Origin of the sequence: Micromonospora andamanensis (assembly GCF_016863495.1) — a bacterium.
Taxonomy (GTDB): domain Bacteria; phylum Actinomycetota; class Actinomycetes; order Mycobacteriales; family Micromonosporaceae; genus Micromonospora; species Micromonospora andamanensis.
The window spans coordinates 37,021-53,174 of sequence record NZ_BOOZ01000005.1 but is presented as its reverse complement, the minus strand read 5'-3'; the positions used below and the strand labels follow the sequence as shown (position 1 = coordinate 53,174).

General features: G+C 72.5%; 16 protein-coding genes and 1 pseudogene. 8 read left to right on the top strand and 9 right to left on the bottom strand.

Annotated features, from left to right (window positions below; translation table 11 throughout):
* Positions 1-124 precede the first annotated feature (124 nt).
* A complete protein-coding gene (locus Van01_RS06805; RefSeq protein ID WP_099847797.1) occupies positions 125-421 on the bottom strand; it encodes a metal-sensitive transcriptional regulator in 297 nt (98 codons plus the stop codon).
* A 115-nt stretch (positions 422-536) separates the two neighbouring features.
* Here Van01_RS06805 and Van01_RS06800 point away from each other — a divergent pair, with 115 nt between their 5' ends.
* From Van01_RS06800 to Van01_RS06785, 4 genes are all read left to right on the top strand, one after another.
* A complete protein-coding gene (locus Van01_RS06800) occupies positions 537-743 on the top strand; it encodes a heavy-metal-associated domain-containing protein (RefSeq protein ID WP_204002183.1) in 207 nt (68 codons plus the stop codon).
* A gap of 32 nt (positions 744-775) precedes the next feature.
* On the top strand, positions 776-1,750 hold the full coding sequence (locus tag Van01_RS06795; RefSeq protein WP_204002181.1) for a DUF8832 domain-containing protein: 975 nt from the start codon (positions 776-778) through the stop codon (positions 1,748-1,750).
* A gap of 11 nt (positions 1,751-1,761) precedes the next feature.
* Complete coding sequence (locus Van01_RS06790) at positions 1,762-4,011, top strand: heavy metal translocating P-type ATPase (protein ID WP_204002178.1); 2,250 nt, start codon at positions 1,762-1,764, stop codon at positions 4,009-4,011.
* Between the two features lie 71 nt (positions 4,012-4,082).
* Positions 4,083-4,256 carry a CsbD family protein gene (locus Van01_RS06785; RefSeq protein ID WP_169598605.1) on the top strand — a complete coding sequence of 58 codons (174 nt, stop codon included), beginning with the start codon at positions 4,083-4,085 and terminating at the stop codon, positions 4,254-4,256.
* Positions 4,257-4,318: 62 nt separating this feature from the next.
* Here the strand turns inward: Van01_RS06785 and Van01_RS06780 are convergent, their stop codons facing one another.
* Both Van01_RS06780 and Van01_RS06775 read right to left on the bottom strand, forming a co-directional pair.
* Positions 4,319-5,278 carry an anti-sigma factor RsbA family regulatory protein gene (locus tag Van01_RS06780; protein ID WP_204002175.1) on the bottom strand — a complete coding sequence of 320 codons (960 nt, stop codon included), beginning with the start codon at positions 5,276-5,278 and terminating at the stop codon, positions 4,319-4,321.
* The gene (locus tag Van01_RS06775) at positions 5,275-6,120 is read right to left on the bottom strand and encodes an MEDS and STAS domain-containing protein (RefSeq protein WP_239098909.1); all 846 of its coding nucleotides are present in this window, start codon (positions 6,118-6,120) and stop codon (positions 5,275-5,277) included. The genes Van01_RS06780 and Van01_RS06775 overlap by 4 nt, the downstream gene beginning before the upstream one ends.
* 117 nt (positions 6,121-6,237) lie before the next feature.
* On the opposite strand from Van01_RS06775, the gene Van01_RS06770 reads away from it, so the two are divergent.
* Complete coding sequence (locus Van01_RS06770; RefSeq protein WP_373306217.1) at positions 6,238-6,816, top strand: sigma-70 family RNA polymerase sigma factor; 579 nt, start codon at positions 6,238-6,240, stop codon at positions 6,814-6,816.
* Positions 6,817-6,830: 14 nt separating this feature from the next.
* On the opposite strand, the gene Van01_RS06765 is transcribed toward Van01_RS06770, so the two are convergent.
* The 3 genes from Van01_RS06765 to Van01_RS06755 all read right to left on the bottom strand — a co-directional run bounded on the left by Van01_RS06765 (position 6,831) and on the right by Van01_RS06755 (position 10,215).
* A complete protein-coding gene (locus tag Van01_RS06765; RefSeq protein ID WP_204002172.1) occupies positions 6,831-7,682 on the bottom strand; it encodes a zf-HC2 domain-containing protein in 852 nt (283 codons plus the stop codon).
* A 69-nt stretch (positions 7,683-7,751) separates the two neighbouring features.
* The gene (locus tag Van01_RS06760; RefSeq protein WP_204002168.1) at positions 7,752-9,551 is read right to left on the bottom strand and encodes a glycoside hydrolase family 15 protein; all 1,800 of its coding nucleotides are present in this window, start codon (positions 9,549-9,551) and stop codon (positions 7,752-7,754) included.
* Between the two features lie 37 nt (positions 9,552-9,588).
* Positions 9,589-10,215: a universal stress protein gene (locus Van01_RS06755; RefSeq protein WP_204002166.1), complete on the bottom strand. Its 627-nt coding sequence runs from the start codon at positions 10,213-10,215 to the stop codon at positions 9,589-9,591.
* Between the two features lie 117 nt (positions 10,216-10,332).
* On the opposite strand from Van01_RS06755, the gene Van01_RS06750 reads away from it, so the two are divergent.
* The 3 genes from Van01_RS06750 to Van01_RS06740 all read left to right on the top strand — a co-directional run bounded on the left by Van01_RS06750 (position 10,333) and on the right by Van01_RS06740 (position 13,078).
* Entirely contained in the window at positions 10,333-11,550 is a 1,218-nt protein-coding gene (locus Van01_RS06750) for a D-arabinono-1,4-lactone oxidase (RefSeq protein WP_204002163.1), read from the top strand.
* Positions 11,550-11,915: a sensory rhodopsin transducer gene (locus tag Van01_RS06745; protein WP_204002161.1), complete on the top strand. Its 366-nt coding sequence runs from the start codon at positions 11,550-11,552 to the stop codon at positions 11,913-11,915. Before Van01_RS06750 ends, Van01_RS06745 begins: the two co-directional genes overlap by 1 nt.
* Before the next feature lie 62 nt (positions 11,916-11,977).
* Complete coding sequence (locus Van01_RS06740; RefSeq protein WP_239098907.1) at positions 11,978-13,078, top strand: FUSC family protein; 1,101 nt, start codon at positions 11,978-11,980, stop codon at positions 13,076-13,078.
* A gap of 1 nt (position 13,079) precedes the next feature.
* On the opposite strand, the gene Van01_RS06735 is transcribed toward Van01_RS06740, so the two are convergent.
* From Van01_RS06735 to Van01_RS06725, 3 genes and pseudogenes are all read right to left on the bottom strand, one after another.
* The gene (locus Van01_RS06735) at positions 13,080-14,693 is read right to left on the bottom strand and encodes an ABC transporter permease (protein ID WP_204002157.1); all 1,614 of its coding nucleotides are present in this window, start codon (positions 14,691-14,693) and stop codon (positions 13,080-13,082) included.
* Positions 14,690-15,574, bottom strand: coding sequence for an ABC transporter ATP-binding protein (locus tag Van01_RS06730; protein ID WP_204002522.1), 885 nt, complete (start codon positions 15,572-15,574; stop codon positions 14,690-14,692). Before Van01_RS06730 ends, Van01_RS06735 begins: the two co-directional genes overlap by 4 nt.
* 90 nt (positions 15,575-15,664) lie before the next feature.
* A pseudogene (locus Van01_RS06725) lies at positions 15,665-16,075 on the bottom strand (cation transporter); the annotation flags it as partial.
* Between the last annotated feature and the right edge of the window lie 79 nt (positions 16,076-16,154).

Genomic DNA, 16,154 nt, shown 5'->3' with positions numbered 1-16,154 from the left:
CCGTCGGTGTGCGCCCGGCAACGACCTCGGGCCGCGAGGCACGGATTTCGGCTGGCCATCGTGTGCGAATGGTAACCAGCCGGACCTGCCGACGCCTGTCGTGAGGGTGCGTCGGCGGGTCGGGTCAGCCGCGCTTCATGAGGCGGCCGACGGCCGCCATCATCTCGGTCGCCATCTCGTCGGCGCGTCCCTCGGCGGCGCCTTCGTGCATGCAGTGCCGGGCGTGCCCGTCGAGCAGGCCGAGGGCGACCTTGTCCAGTGCGGCCTGGATGGCGGAGATCTGGGTCAGCACGTCGATGCAGTAGCGGTCGTCGTCGACCATCTTCTCGATGCCGCGCACCTGGCCCTCCACCCGGCGCAGCCGGGCGAGGAGTTGGTCCTTGCTGGCGGTGTAGCCACGGATCGGCGCGGGTGTGCTCATGCCGGCAAGAATAACGTACCCCTGGGGGGTATGGTACCGTCGATGCGCCGATACCCCCTGTGGGTATCTGGAGGGCGGGCGCTCGGCTCGCCCCTGGGAGTGGGAGGAGCGTTCCATGGTCAGCACGTATCAGGTGCAGGGCATGACCTGCGGGCACTGCGTCAACGCGGTGAGCACCGAGATCGGCGCGATCGAGGGCGTCACGGACGTCCAGGTGGACCTGGCCGCCGGTCGGGTCACTGTGACGAGCGAGAAACCGTTGTCCGAGGACGCGGTGCGCGCCGCCGTGGACGAGGCCGGATACGAGCTGGCCGGCGCCTGAGCCGGTCGGCAGGCGGGACCGGGAGGTCAACCATGAACACGGCGACGAAGCTGAGCGGCTTCGCACTGGGCCTGGCGGCGGTATTCGGCGCGGCCTACGGGGTGGGGCAGCTGACCGGTCCGGTGACAGTGGTCGCCACCGAGCACGACAGCGACGGCGTCGGGCATGGCGGTGACGTCCGCGACGAGGAAGCCGGCCACGGAGAGGGGACGGCGGCCGGGCACCTGCCCGGCGGCCTGCTCGTCTCCGACAGGGGATACACCCTGGTGCCGGTCGGAGCGCCGGCGGGTGAGTTCGCGTTCCGGATCACCGGGCCCGACGGCCGTCCGGTGACCGGCTACGACGTCACCCACGACGAGCGGATGCACCTCATCGTCGCCCGCCGCGACCTCTCCGGCTTTCGGCACGTCCATCCGGAGCTGGCCGGCGACGGCACCTGGCGGATCGCCTCGCCGCTGGACTCCCCCGGGGTGTGGCGGGCCTTCGCCGACTTCACCCCGACCGGCGGCGAGCCCCTGACGCTCGGTGTCGACGTGACGGTCCCTGGCGCGCTGACCGAGCGACAGCTGCCCGCCCCGGCGAGCAGCGCCACCGTCGACGGTTACACGGTCACCCTCTCCGGATCCCCGCAGCCCGGGCGCACCGCGACGCTGACACTCACCGTCGACCGTGACGGTGTGCCGGTCACCGATCTGGAGCCGTATCTTGGGGCGTACGGTCACCTGGTGGCGCTGCGCCGCGGTGACCTGGCCTACCTGCACGTGCACCCCGAGGGCACCCCGGGAGACGGGCGGACCGCCCCCGGTCCGCAGGTGAGCTTCGCGACCGAGTTCCCCTCGGCCGGTGCGTACCGGCTCTACCTCGACTTCCGCCACCGGGGCGTGGTGCGCACCGCCGAGTTCACTGTGCATGTAGGTGACCCGGGCAGCACCACCGGGCCGACCGACGAGCACGCCAGCGCCGAGCCCGAGGACGGGCACGGCACCCCCGGGCACGAGCACGACTGACGGGACCAGCCATGAGCACGAGTCGACCCCTGACCGCCGCACCGCACCTGATCGAGCTGGCCATCGGCGGGATGACCTGCGCGTCCTGCGCCGCCCGGATCGAGAAGAAGCTCAACCGGATGGACGGCGTGCAGGCCACCGTCAACTACGCGACCGAGAAGGCGACAGTCTCGTACGCCGACCCGATCACTCCGGACGACCTCGTCGCCACTGTCGAGAAGACCGGCTACCAGGCCAGCCTGCCGCCGCCGCCCACCTCGACCGGGCCGGCAGCCGCCGAACCGGCGGACCCGCTGCACGCCCTGCGTACCCGGCTGTGGGTGTCGGTGGCGCTGAGCGTGCCGGTGATCGTGCTGGCCATGGTGCCGGCCTGGCAGTTCACCTACTGGCAGTGGCTGTCGTTGACCCTTGCCGCCCCGGTGGTGGTCTACGGCGGGCTGCCCTTCCACCGGGCCGCGCTCGTCAACCTGCGTCACGGTGCCGCGACCATGGACACCCTGGTGTCGCTTGGCACGCTGGCGGCCCTGGGCTGGTCGGTGTGGGCGCTGTTCCTCGGCACCGCCGGCACCCCCGGCATGACCCACCCGTTCAGCTTCGACATCGGCCGCACCGACGGCGCCGGCAACATCTATCTGGAGGCCGCCGCCGGGGTGACCACCTTCATCCTCGCCGGCCGGTACTTCGAGGCCCGGGCGAAGCGGACCGCCGGTGCGGCCCTGCGGGCCCTGCTGGAGCTGGGCGCCAGGGACGTGTCCGTACTGCGTGACGGGGTGGAGACCCGGATCCCGATCGACCAGCTCGCGGTGGGGGACCGTTTCGTGGTGCGACCCGGCGAGAAGATCGCCACCGACGGGACCGTGGAGGAGGGCTCCTCGGCTGTCGACGCCAGCCTGGTCACCGGCGAGTCGGTACCGGTGGAGGTGGCGGCGGGTGACACCGTGATCGGTGGTTGCGTCAACGCGGGAGGCCGGCTGGTGGTCACCGCGACCCGGGTCGGAGCCGACACCCAACTCGCCCAGATGGCCCGGCTGGTCGAGCAGGCGCAGAGCGGCAAGGCGGCCGCCCAGCGGCTCGCCGACCGCATCTCCGGGGTCTTCGTGCCGATCGTGATCGCCCTGGCCGTCGGCACGCTGGGCTGGTGGCTGGGTAACGGTGCCGGACCGGCCGCGGCGTTCACCGCCGCCGTGGCGGTGCTGATCATCGCCTGCCCGTGTGCCCTCGGCCTGGCCACCCCGACCGCGCTGCTGGTCGGTACCGGCCGTGGCGCGCAACTCGGAATCCTGATCAAGGGGCCCGAGGCGCTGGAGTCCACCAGGCGGGTGGACACCGTGGTGCTCGACAAGACCGGCACGGTGACCACCGGACGGATGAGCCTGCTCGCGGTGACCGCCGCCGAGGGTGAGCGACGCGACGAGGTGCTGCGGCTGGCCGCCGCCCTGGAGACCGGCTCGGAGCATCCGGTCGCCCGGGCGGTGGTGGCCGGGGCCACCGAGGTCGGCGCGCTGCCGCCGGTCACCGGGTTCGCAAACGTGGCCGGGCTGGGCGTCACCGGCGCCGTGGACGGCCGGCAGGTACTGCTCGGTCGGGCCCGGCTGCTGCGCGAGGCGGGTCTGGTCGTACCTGACGACATCGCCCGGGCGGCGACCGACGCGGAGGCGGCGGGGCGCACCGGGGTGCTGGTCGGCTGGGACGGCCGGGCCCGTGGCCTGCTGGCCGTGGCCGACCAGGTGAAGCCGACAAGCGGGGAGGCGGTACGGCGGCTGCGCGCGCTCGGTCTGAAGCCGGTGCTGCTCACCGGCGACAACGCCACAGTGGCCCGTGCGGTGGCCGCCGAGGTGGGTGTCGACGAGGTGATCGCGGAAGTGCTGCCGACCGAGAAGGTCGAGGTGGTCGCCCGGTTGCAGGGGGAGGGCCGGGTGGTGGCGATGGTGGGCGACGGGGTCAACGACGCCGCCGCGCTGGCCCGGGCCGACCTCGGCCTGGCGATGGGCACCGGCACCGATGTGGCGATCGAGGCGTCCGACCTGACTCTCGTCCGGGACGATCTGCTGGCCGCGGTCGACGCGATCCGGCTGGCCCGCAGCACCCTCGGCACCATCAAGGGCAACCTGTTCTGGGCCTTCGCCTACAACGTGGCGGCCCTGCCGCTGGCGGCGGGCGGGCTGCTCAACCCGATGATCGCTGGCGCGGCGATGGCGTTCTCGTCGGTGTTCGTGGTCGCCAACAGCCTCCGGCTGCGTCGGTTCCGCCCGGTTTCTTGAACTTTTCCGGTTGGCCGCAGCCGGGCTGGGTACCTGACTGTTCGTAGCGACACGAACCCCGGGAGGCTGACATGGGCGTCGAGGACAAGTTCAACAACACCGCCGAGAACACCGGCGGCAAGATCAAGGAAGGCGTGGGTCGCGCCACTGACGACGAGCGCCTGGAGGCCGAGGGTCGCGGCGACCAGATGAGCGCCAACCTCAAGCAGGCCGGCGAGAAGATCAAGGACGCCTTCCGCAAGTAGTCCGGATACGCGGTACGACACCGCCGGGTCGGCTCAGGCCGGCCCGGCGGTCGCGTGTCTGCTCAGCCGCCCGGTGGCCGGCCCGCGGTGAGTCGCAGGGTGAAGCCATCGGCGTCGCGGTGGTGGGTGACGTGGTTGCACGACTGGTGGGTGATCCACAGGCCCAGCCCACCCGGTGCGCCGTTCACCGACGGCAGCAGCCCGGCGTACGGATCCGCCGGGCCGGCGCCGGCGTCACTGACGGTGGCCACGATGCGGTCCGCGCCCGCCCAGAGCCGGAACCGGACCGGGGAACGGCCGTGCCGCAGCCCGTTGGTGACGGTCTCGCTCACGGCGACGACGAAATCGTCGAACTCGTCATCCCTCAGCCCGCCCTGGCCGGCCTGATGCACCGCCGCGCGGGCCTGGGCCGCCGTCGGGTCGAGCAGATCGACGAGGGGCGGGATTATCTGGATCGGGTCGGGGGGCATCTGGCGCACCTGGCGTAGGAATGCCTCCGGGGCGACGTAGTCGGCACTCGGCAGATGCCGCCCGTCGGGTGCGGCGAAGCACGGATGGGTGGCGGCGACGTCCGCCAGCACCCCGGGCGCTGTGGTCCGGGTGTCGTACGCGCACATGCTCCACAACGGCCAGTCGTCGTACGCGCGGTTTATCGCCGACTCGTACCTGGCCCACCAGTCCCAGGTAGGGCCGAGGCCGACCGCCGGCACCTCGCCGATGATCCGGATCTGGGTGGCGCCGTCAGCCACCAGATCGGCGAGGAGCTGGCGGTACATCCGGATCGCGGCGGTGGGCCGGCCGTAGACGTCACCGCCGGACAGGAACTCGACCTTCGTGTCGGCGGGCAACGCGGCGCGGACCAGGTTGCCGGTGCGCTCACCGAGCGCCACGAAGGTGGGCTCGTTCGCCTCGACGCCGCCGACCAGGAACGGAACCACGACGGCGAGCAGTTCCTCGTCCGAGCCGTAACAGAGAGCTTCATGGAAGTAGCCGGTGCGCCCGGCGGCCGGACCAGTCCTCACCGGGCCACCTCCACCCGCAGCGCGGGCAGATCCAGCAGGGCGGCGAGCCGGGCCACCCCGGAGCGGGCGGCCCGCAGCACGACAGTCGCGTGCCGGTCCCGGGCGTACTCGCTCAGGTGGATGAGTGCCCGGTGGTCGAGGAAGCGGAGCCCGTCGGCGTCCAGCACCAACTCGTCGTCGACAGGTTGCAGATCCGCGCGGTCCAGCGCGGTGCGGAACAGCTCGTGGTTGGACGGGTCGAGCTCCCCGGCGAGGGCGGCCTGCCCCTGACGCAGCGGTACGGCGTACAGCCGGAACAGCAGGTGACCGAGGTTGTGCTGCGGGTGCAGGCAGGCCAACTCGGCAACGGCTGCCTCACCCAGCTGCGAGCGGTCGTACGCGCACATGGCCCGGAACGGCTCGGTGCACATCATCTCGTTGACGCGCTGCTCGTAGCGGCCGAACGAGTCGCGTTGCGCGGTCGTGCGGACCAGGTCGGTGGCGTCGGCGGCGACGCGCAGGCCGGTGTACCCGTCGGCGACCGCCTGCCGGGTGGCCACCCGATAGGCCGCCACCTGGCTCGCCGGGTCGATCACCGCCAGGCTCGTGTACGTGCCGTCCAGGGAGCGGACCTGGGCGGCGCCGGTCAGCAGTGCGTCGGCGAAGTCCCGGACACCGAGGAGATGGTCCCGGACCGGCTCGGCGGGGCCGGAGACGACGAACCAGACCTGCTCGCCGGCCGCCAACCCGGCCCGCAGGAACTCCACGGCATGCGTCATGAACCCGGCCGGATCGTCGTACGCCCAGCACAGGTGCCGGTAGCGCGGCGGCTGGCCGGTCAGCACGGCACTCCGCTCGCTCACCTCAGGTGCCCCATCGGTGCAGTCTACGGCGTCCTTCCACGTGAGCCCGATACGTAGGTCCTTCGATTGTTTACCCGCCCGGGAACCAATCGGCGGGTACCGCCGACCAATACGGCGATGACAGCCGTGACCGACGACATCAGCGGGTACGCGCTCGCCGCGGGCCGGGGCGACCAGGCCGCCGCGGCAGCGTTCGTGCGCGGCACCCAGCACGACGTGCGGCGGTTCCTGGCCCACCTGCCCGGGGTGCGGGAGGTCGACGACCTGGTCCAGGAGACGTACCTGCGGGCCTGGCGGGCGTTGCCGTCGTTCGCCGGCCGCTCCACCGCACGGACCTGGCTGCTGGCCATCGCCCGCCGGGTCGCCGTGGACCAGGTACGGGCCGCCACCTGCCGGCCACGGACCGCGAACCTCGGCGACTGGCAGGCCGCCGCGGAGTGCACACCGGCAGGCGTCCGTGCCGGGGTGGACGAGCAGGTGGTGCTCCGTGGGCTGCTCGACGATCTCGTACCCGAGCGTCGGGAGGCCTTCGTGGCCACCCAGTTGCTCGGCCTGTCCTACGCCGAGGCCGCTCAGGTGTGCGACGTGCCGGTCGGCACCATCCGCTCCCGGGTGGCCCGGGCCCGTGAGGATCTGGTCGCGGCGCTCCGGTCGGCGGAACACCAGGTGGACGAGCGGCCGGACGCTGCCGGCTGAGGTGCCTCCCGCCGTCAGGCGACCCGGCGCTTGCCACCGGTCCGCTCGTCGGTGCCGAGGTCGGCCCGGACGAGGCTGTGCCGGGCGTGGACGGCGCCGTGGCGGGCCTGGGCCGAATAGGGCGGCAGCAACCGCAGCGGGGCGGGTTCGTCGACCTCGTCGAGCCGCAACCGCCAGCGGGACCGCTCCGGCTGGTGCCTGTCACTCGGGTCGCCGGGCCGTCGGGAGCTTCGCGCCAGCAGCACGGTGATCAGGTAGCCGACGACCAGGAACCCGTGGCTCACCAGCCGTTCCACAGCTACCTGCGAGGCGACGAGATCGTTCACCGACAGCAGCACCAGGGTCACCACGAAGGCGCCGAGCATCGGCAACAGCCCCGACGGCGAGGTGCGGCGCAACGCGACGAAGAGGAAACCGGCCCCCACCGCGACGTTCCAGGCGGCGGACTCGTGCCACAGGTGCTGGCCGGTGGCGTGGATGTGTGCGGCGACCTCGGCCCGGCCGATCTGCGCGAGCCCGAGCACCAGTTGCACGGCGCCGAGCAGGCCGAGCGCGGCGCGCAGCCCATTGACCAGGGCCGGTCGCCCGGTGATCGTCGGCCACCAGCGACCCGGGACCGCCGAGGCGACGAGCGTGCGCCAGTGCCGGCGCGGCGGCGGGGCCGCGGCGAGGATCGCCTCGGTCAGGTCCGGCAGCGACGTCACCACCTGGGTACGCGCCCGGCGGGTCACCCTCGCCGCCGAGTCGAGCCAGGCCCGGCAACCGGCGCAGGTCTCCAGGTGCACTCCGACCCGGTGCTGCTCGTCCGCCGTGACCTCACCGTCCAGCTGCGCCGACAGAATCTCCCGCCACTGCTCACACCGCATGTACCCATAGTCGCTCCCCGGGCCGGCATGGTTCCCGGCCGGGACCGGCGGAACCTGTCGACGCCGAGGTCAGGAGCCACCCCGGTCGGCCCAGGCGTGCAGTGCCTCCCGGTCGCCCGCGCCGTCGAGGTTCAGCGCCGCCTCGATGAGCGCGAGATGGGTGAACGCCTGCGGGTAGTTGCCGAGTGCGGTGCCGTCGGCGGCGAGCTGCTCGGAGTACAGGCCGAGCGGGCCGGCGTACCCGAGGAGCTGGGCGAAGACCTCGTGGGCCTCGTCCCGCCGGCCGGCCAGCACCAGCGCCGAGACCAGCTCGAAGGAGCAGAGCAGGAACGCGCCCTCGATGCCGGGCAGGCCGTCGTCGGTGTTGTAGCGGTGCAGCAGGGCGGGCCCGATCTCCAGCTCCGCCCGCAACCGGTCGATGGTGGCCAGCATCCGGGGGTCGTCACCGGGCAGGAACCCGACAAGTGGGATACGCAGCACTGAGGCGTCCAACTCGGTCGAGCCGTACTCCATCACGAAGCTGCCCACCTGCGGGTCGAAGCCGCGCTCCAGCACCTCGGCGTGCAGCGCGTCGCGGGCCGTCCGCCACCGCGCCACGCCCGCCGTCTGGTCGCCGAGCAACTCCGCGAGCCGGATGCCCCGGTCCAGGCAGACCCAGGTCATCACCTTCGCGTTGACGTAGTGCCGGCGCGGTCCGCGCACCTCCCAGATGCCGTGGTCGGGCTCGTGCCACCTGTCGGCCATCACGTCGACGTGCCGGCGCAGCAGCGCCCACTGCTCCTCGGTCAGCTCGCCGGTGAGCTGGTGGTACACCAGCGCCGCGTCGAGAATGTGCCCGTACGTGTCGAACTGCACCTGCTCGGCGGCCTCGTTGCCGATCCGCACCGGCTGCGAGCCGGCGTACCCCTCCAGGTGCGGCAGCTCCCGTTCCTCGGCCCCGGTGCCGTGGATGCTCACCAGCGGGGTCAGCAGCTCACCCGAGCAGATGGAGATCAGGAAGTGCAGGTACCGCCGGCCCTCCTCGGCGTGGCCGAGCCGGAAGAGCGCGAGCAGCAGCAGAGCCGCGTCCCGGTGCCAGGCGTAGCGGTAGTCCCAGTTGCGTACGCCGCCGATCTCCTCGGGCAGGCTGGTGGTGGGGGCGGCGATGAGCGCACCCGTCTCGTCGAAGGAGAGCCCGCGCAGTACCAGCGCGCTGTGCCGCACGGCGTCGGCGCCGAAGCCGGTGTAGTCGCTGCGCGCGGACCACGTCTCCCAGGTCCGGCAGGTGCATCGGAGCAGTTCGTCCGGGTCGGCGGGCTCGGCGGGGTCGTCGCCGTAGCCGAGCAGCAGCGCTGTGGTCTGGCCGGCGGACAGCTCCGCGCTGAACCGCAGGGTGCCGTCGGCCACCTCGCCGGGCAGGTCGCAGTCGACGCGCAGCGGAGTGTCGGCAGCCCGCCAGCCTCCGTCAACCGCACGCCAGGTCACCTCCTTGGCGCCGTATCCGACCCGGGGCCGCACCTGGATGTCGAGCCGGACCGTGCCCCGCTCGGCAGTCACCCGCCGCACCAGCAGCTTGTCCGCGCGCAACGGTTGTTCGTCGTCGCCGGGCGCGACGGCGAGGAAGTCGTGGACGAGCGCCGTCCCGTCGGGAGTGTCGTACCGACTCTCCAGCACCAGGGTGTCCGGCAGGTAACGCCTGCTCGGCTCGGCGCAACCCTCCACTGTGAGTGCGAGGGCGCCGCCGGTGCGGCGGTCCAGCAGCCGGGCCAGCACGGCGTCGCCGGCGAAGTGCGGCACGCAGAGCCACTCGACGGCTCCGTCGGCAGCGACGAGCGCGGCGGTGTGCGTGTCGGAGAGGAAGGCGTACGAGTCGATCGGGGGATAGGTCATCGCGGCTCCGCAAGGTCGAAATCGGACAGGCTGGGGATCACCGGCCGGGCAGGCTGCCGAGCAGGACGGCCCGGGTCGACCGCTGGGTGAGGCCCTCGGCAACGCCGCCCAGCAGTCGGTCGCCGATTCCGTGTCCGTGCCGGCCGACCACAAGCAGGTCCACGTCCCGGTCGTCGGCCACCGTCAACAGCGCGTCGACGGGGTGACCGGTGAGGATCGCGGTGGTGGGCCGGGGTAGCCCTTCGGGCAGCCAGCCGGCCCGTTCGTCGACCATGCGACGGGCCCGCTCGTGTTCCCGCCGGGACTCGGCGTCGGACAGGTCGGGACTGGTCACGGTGACCAGGACGAGTTCGCTCGTGCTTCCGGTGAGGGTACGGGCGATGGCCCGCAACGCCCGGTCGGAGTGCGTCGAGCCGTCCACGCCGACCAGCACGCGCAGCCCGGTGCCGACCGGTTCGGACGGCCTGTGGCGTACGTCGACAAGCTGTGGGCGGGCCCGGCCCCGCTCGACGGCGATCGGCACGAACAGCGGCCCTAGCAGCGCGCCCACCAGATACCAGAGCAGGTTGCGGTGCCCGCCACGGGTGACGAAGACGGCCGCCGTGCCCAGGCCGATGGCCAACCACAGCACCGCCACCAGCGCCACGTACCACCACTCAGACACGACGTTTCCCACCTCCGGCGGGCTGCGATGCGGGAAGGTCGGGTTCGGCCATACCCATGACTACCCCGCCAGCGCGGGGGTAAGCGCGCGGTCCGTCCGTCACCAGGAGGCTGTGGGTTGTGCCGTCCGTTCGTGAACTGGTCCGGCAGTCTCACCTTCACCCCGTCCGGCTACGCCGAGCCGGCCGACGAGGACGAGGTACGTGAGCTGGTGCAGCGGGCGCGCGAGTCGGGGACCACCCTGCGGCCGGTCGGCTCGGGACATTCGTCGAGCCCGCTGGTACGCACCGACGGCACCCTGGCGAGCCTGCACCGGATGGCCGGTGTGATCGATATGGCAGGTGACCGGGCCACGGTCCGGGGTGGTAGCCGGCTCAAGGAACTGGGCGAGGGCCTCTACGACGCCGGGTTGGCAATGGAGAACCTCGGCGACGTGGACTACCAGTCCATCGCCGGTGCCATCGCCACCGGTACCCACGGCACCGGCGTCGGTTTCGGCAACCTGTCCACCCAGGTGGCCGAGGTACGCCTGGTCAGCGGCACCGGCGAGGTGGTGGATGTCTCCGCGACCAGCAACAGCGAACTGCTGCCCGCGGCACGGCTCTCCCTCGGCGTGCTGGGTGTGGTCACCCAGCTCACTCTCGAGTTGCAGCCCCGCTACGACCTACGCCGCCGGGCCTGGTGCGCGCCTGTCGAGTGGACCCTCGACCACCTGGCCGAAATGCAGCACACCAACCGCAACATGGACTTCTACTGGTATCCACGCAGCGATCTGACCCAGATCCGCACCATGAACCGTGCAGACGACACCGCCGAGGTGTCGCCGGGCGCCGCCAACCGAATGCCGAGGTCCGACGGGTGGTACGAGCCCAGAGAGCTGGAGGTCGGGCCGACCCACCGGACCATCCCGCAGAACCGGGAACTGCGCTTCGAGGAGATCGAATACATGCTCCCGGCGGAGGCGTTTCCGGCCTGCTTCGCGGAGGTCCGGCGACGGATCCTCGACCGACACCGGCGCACCGTGGGCTGGCGTGTGCTGGTCCGCAGCATCGCCGCCGACGACATCTGGCTGAGCAACGCGTACGGTCGCCCGACCACCACCATCGCCTGCCTGCAGAACGCCTCGTTGCCGTACGAGGAGTACTTCCGGGACATGGAGGCCGTCTTCCGGCAGTACGGCGGACGGCCGCACTGGGGCAAGAAGCACTGGCTGACGGCCGGCGACCTGCGCCCGCTCTTTCCCCGGTGGGACGACTTTCAGGCGGCGCGCCGCCGCCTCGACCCGGACGGGGTGTTCCTCACCCCCGACCTGGCCCGACTGCTGGAGGAGGCGTGATGGCGCAGGTGTGGGCGGTGCCGGGAGGACACGTTCCGTTCGGCGGCAGCGGCGGTGAGCCGGAGTTCACCAGTTTCGACAAGCTGTGCGTGCTGAACACCACCGATTCCGAGGCGGAGGTGACGCTCACCTTCTACTACGAGGACGCCGAACCGGTCGGACCGTACCGGTTCGCCGTCGGGGCCCGGCGGATCCGGCACGTACGGGTCAACGACCTGATCGATCCGGAGGCTGTCCGCCTCGACCGCCCGTACGGCTGCGTGCTCGGCTCGCCGGTGCCGGTGGTGGTGCAGTTCCTGCGGCAGGACACCCGGTTGCCGGGCACGGTGGCCCTCACCGGGACGATGGCCCACCCCGTCGGATAATGCGGGACAACGCCGCAGCTTGAGGCGGCTCACACCGGGTACCCGGGCCCATGCCGAACTCGGTGGCAGGGCTCCGGGGACGAGTCTCGGCCGCCGGCTGGCGCAGCTTCGGCCGGCTACGACAGCATCTGCTGCTGGCCGTCCAAGGTGGCCTGGCGGCGTCGCTGGCCTGGTTGGTCGCCGAACAGGTGCTCGGCAACTCGGACCCCACCTTCGCGCCGATCGCCGCGGTAGGTGTCATCGCCACCGCGATCGGGCGGCGGGCCCGCCGTGCCGCCGAACTGATCGTCGGCGTGATCGTCGGTGTGCTGATCGGCGACCTGCTCGTCGACACGATCGGCACCGGCGCCTGGCAGACGTTCGTGATCGTGTTCGGCGCACTGCTCGTCGCGGTGGCGGTGCGGGGCACCGGTGCCCTGGTGACCCAGGCCGGCGGTGCGGCGACGCTGATCGCCACCCTCACCCCGACCACGCCGGACGTCGTCCTGCCCCGGACGGTCAACGCCCTGGTCGGCGGCGCGACCGGGCTGCTGGTGGTGCTGGTGCTCGCTCCGATGAACCCGACCCGTAGCGTGCGCCGGGTCGCCGGGCCGGCACTGGACACCTTCGCCCGGCAGTTGACCTCGGCCGCAGAGGCGCTGGCCCGCCGGGACGCGCGCCGGGCGACGGAGGTGCTGGCTGAGATGCGGTCCGCCGAGGGGCAACTACGGCAGGTCGGTGATGTGATGACCGCGGCCGAGGAGGTGGTCCGGTATTCGCCCCTGCGGTGGCGGCGACGCCGGGCGCTGGCCGCGTACGGCGCCGGGGCCGAGCACCTGGACCGAGCGTTCCGCAACAGCCGGACGCTGGTCCGCCGGATCGCTACCGCGTTGCGCGACCAGGAACCGGTGCCGGCCAGCCTGGCCACCGCCGTCGAACAGATCGGGCAGAGCGTCCGCCTGATGCATGAGGAGTTCCTGTCGACGCGGGAGCCGGTGCGGACCAGGGAGCGGGTGCTGCGGGCCGTCCACGAGGCAGGCGAGGCGTGCCGGCAGGAGATCGGCTTTTCCGGCACCATCGTGGTGTCCCAGCTGCGGACCATCGCCAACGACATGCTGCGGGCCACCGGTGTGCCGGGCGATGAGGCCCGCCGGTTGGTCCGGCGGGCCGCCGCCGGCCAATGACTCAACCCAGCAGGTCACGCCGCCGGTGGCCGAAGCGCCCGAGAACGGCTGTCGCGACCGCGATCCCGACCATGACCAGCGCCGCCGTCCAGCCGGGTGACTCGGCCGGAACGGCCGCCAGATGGGTGAACGGTGAGATCACGGACACCCATCCGGGTAGGTCGGCGCTGTCGGCGAGCACCTGGAGCAGGAAGCCGCCGACCGCGGGTAGCGCACCGACGACCGCAGTGGCCCGGGGCAGCCAACCGAGCGCGAGCAGCCCCGCGCCGAGGCAGAGCAGCACCACCGGCAGCACGTTCCAGGTGCCGGCCAGGGCAGCGGAGAGCGGCAGCGGAGCGTCCACCAGACAGGTGCCGAGCCAGGTCGCCACGGCCGCCACGGTGACGAGGACGGCCACCCCGGCGAGGGTGGCAAGCGTCTCGGCGATCAGCAGGCGGCTGCGGCTGACCGGCTGGGCGTACAGCGACGTCAACCGGCCGTCCGTCTCGGCGGCCACGAACTCGGCGAGCCGGACCACTGTGAAGAGCCCGACCGGCACGGCGAGCAGGACGAACAGCGACGCGGTGTAGCCGCGTACGCTGCCCAGCTCGGTGAAGCCGGCCTGCGCGGCCAGTTCGGCGAAGCGCGGATTGTCCGACAGGAAGCGGGTCATCGACGTCGCAAGCAAACCGACAAGCAGGAAGTACGCCCCGATGCCGGCGGACCAGCCGGCCAGCGGGCGCAGCATCCGGCGTACCGCGAAGCCCTCGACCGTGCCGAGCAGCCACCGTCGGGGCGGGCGGCCGGCCGGGGCGGCGACCAGCCCGGCCCGCACGTCACGTCGCCGGGCCAGCGCCAGCCCCACCGCACCGGGCACGAGCGCCGCACCGGCGAGCACGACCAGCGGCAGCAGCCGGTCCTCGTGGTACGGGCGGACGAGGGCGAGCAGGCCGTACGGCGACAGCCAACGCAACCAGCCGAGCGCGGCGACGCCGTCGCCGATCATCCGGGCCAGCAGCCCGACGCCGAGTAGGGCCAGGGCCAGCCCGCTCGCCCCGGCACGGGTCGGCATCACCTGTGCGCTCAACAGTGCTGTCGACACGGCGAAGAGCGCGACGAGCGCGAGACCTACGGAGTACCGCAGCGCCCCGGCCGGTGGCGTGCCCGCCGCGACGAGCACGACACCTGTCGTCGCTCCGGCGGTCGCCACTGCGGCAGCCAGGACGGCGAGGTGCCGGCCGAGCACGGCCGGCACCGCCAACCGGCCAGCCAGCAGCAGGTCCCACCGGCCGCTCTCCTCCTCACCCCGGGTGGTCCGGGTGGTGGCGAGCACCCCCCACACCGAGAGCAGGACGGCCAGGACGGTGCCGGTCCGCCAGACGGTGAAACCGCCCGGGGTGTCCAGCGCGAACGGTTCGCCGAAGAGGGTGCGGATCGCGGGGTTCTCGGCGAGGGCGGCCAGCGCGGCAGCGTCGAGCGGGGTGCCGGCCGTGGTCTCGTACCCGACGACCACGATGGCTGTGGTGCCGGCCGCCAACGCGGACATGACGAGCGCGCCCCGGCGCACCTGGCGCAGGGCGAGGCGGGTGACGGCTGCCCTGGCGGTGCCACCGTCGACCGATCCGATGGTGGTCACCTGCCGCTCTCCCCGTAGTAGTCGAGGAAGATCTCCTCCAGGGTCGGCTCGCGCATGGTGAGGGTGGTGACGTCGGCCGCGGCCAGCGCCCGCAGCGCCGGACCGGGCGGCCCGGTGAGGGTGAACCGCAGGGCGGCACCGTCGACCTGAACGCCGTCGATCCCCTCGACGTCGGTCAGCTCCGGCACCGGGCCGGCGAACCGGACCAGTACCTCGGTGCGGTGCAGCCGCCGCAGCTCGGTGATGGTGGCGACGTCGACGAGGCGCCCGGCGCGCAGGATGCCCACCCGGTCGCAGACGGCCTCGACCTCGGCCAGTTGGTGGGAGGAGAGGAACACCGCGCTCCCGGCGTCGCGGGCCTCGACCACGGCTCGGCGGAACTCGCGCTCCATCAGCGGGTCCAGGCCGGCGGTCGGCTCGTCCAGCACGAGCAGCGGCGCACGGGTGGCGAAGGCGGCGACAAGTGCCACCTTCTGCCGGTTGCCTGTCGAGTAGGCCCGCCCCGGCTTGGACAGGTCGAGTGCGAACCGCGCCACCAGCTCGTCACGGTAGGCGACGTCGACGCCCGGCCCGGTGGCACCGAGCAGCTCCAGGATCTCCGCGCCGGTCAACTGCGGCCAGAGTGTGACATCGGCGGGGACGTACGCGACCCGCTGGTGTGCCGTGGCCACGTCGGCGGCGGCGGTACCGAAGATCCATGCCTGGCCGGCGGTCGGGCGGGCCAGGCCGAGCAGCAGTCGGATGGTGGTGGACTTGCCGGCACCGTTGGGGCCCAGGAAACCGAACACCTCACCGGCGGTGACAGTCAGGTCGAGGTCGTCGAGAGCGAGCAGGCGACCGTAGCGTTTGGTCAGGTGGCTGGTGCGGATGGCGGGTTCCACGGTGGCCTCCGGAGGGGTTGGGGACACGACCGCCGACCAGGCTTCCCGGCACACCAAGCTCACCCTAGACCCGGCCGGCAACGACGCAACCGCGGAGCGTCGACGGTCCAGGTCGCCGTGCTCGTGCGGGACGTCCGGCAGCGTCTCGGTGGTGGCGACGGCCTGCCAGGGTGGGCTGGCACCGGCCCGGCGGACCAGGTGCAGGCCGCCGAGATAGCAGGCGACGAGCGCGTACGAGACGGGATGCAGGCCGGCCACTGTGGCACCCGGCGCGAAGCTGCCCAGCAGGGCGAGCGACAGCAACGCGATGAGCAACGCGCCGAAGAGCACGTTCGACAGGGACGCCGCCGCGTGTTCCACGTTTGCCCGCCGGTGGAAGGCGTCGGCCACGGCAACCGCTGTGGTCTGCGCGGCGATGCCGCCGACCGCGTTTCCGTAGCCGAGTTGGGGTTGGGCGCCGGCCGCCGTGACCGCTGTCATCACGATCCCGGAAAGCCGGGTCCGAACCCGGCCGGCGCTGCCCGGTTGACCGGCGCGTCGTCACGCTCGCCGAGCGGCACCGGCCGCGCGGGCCGTGCTG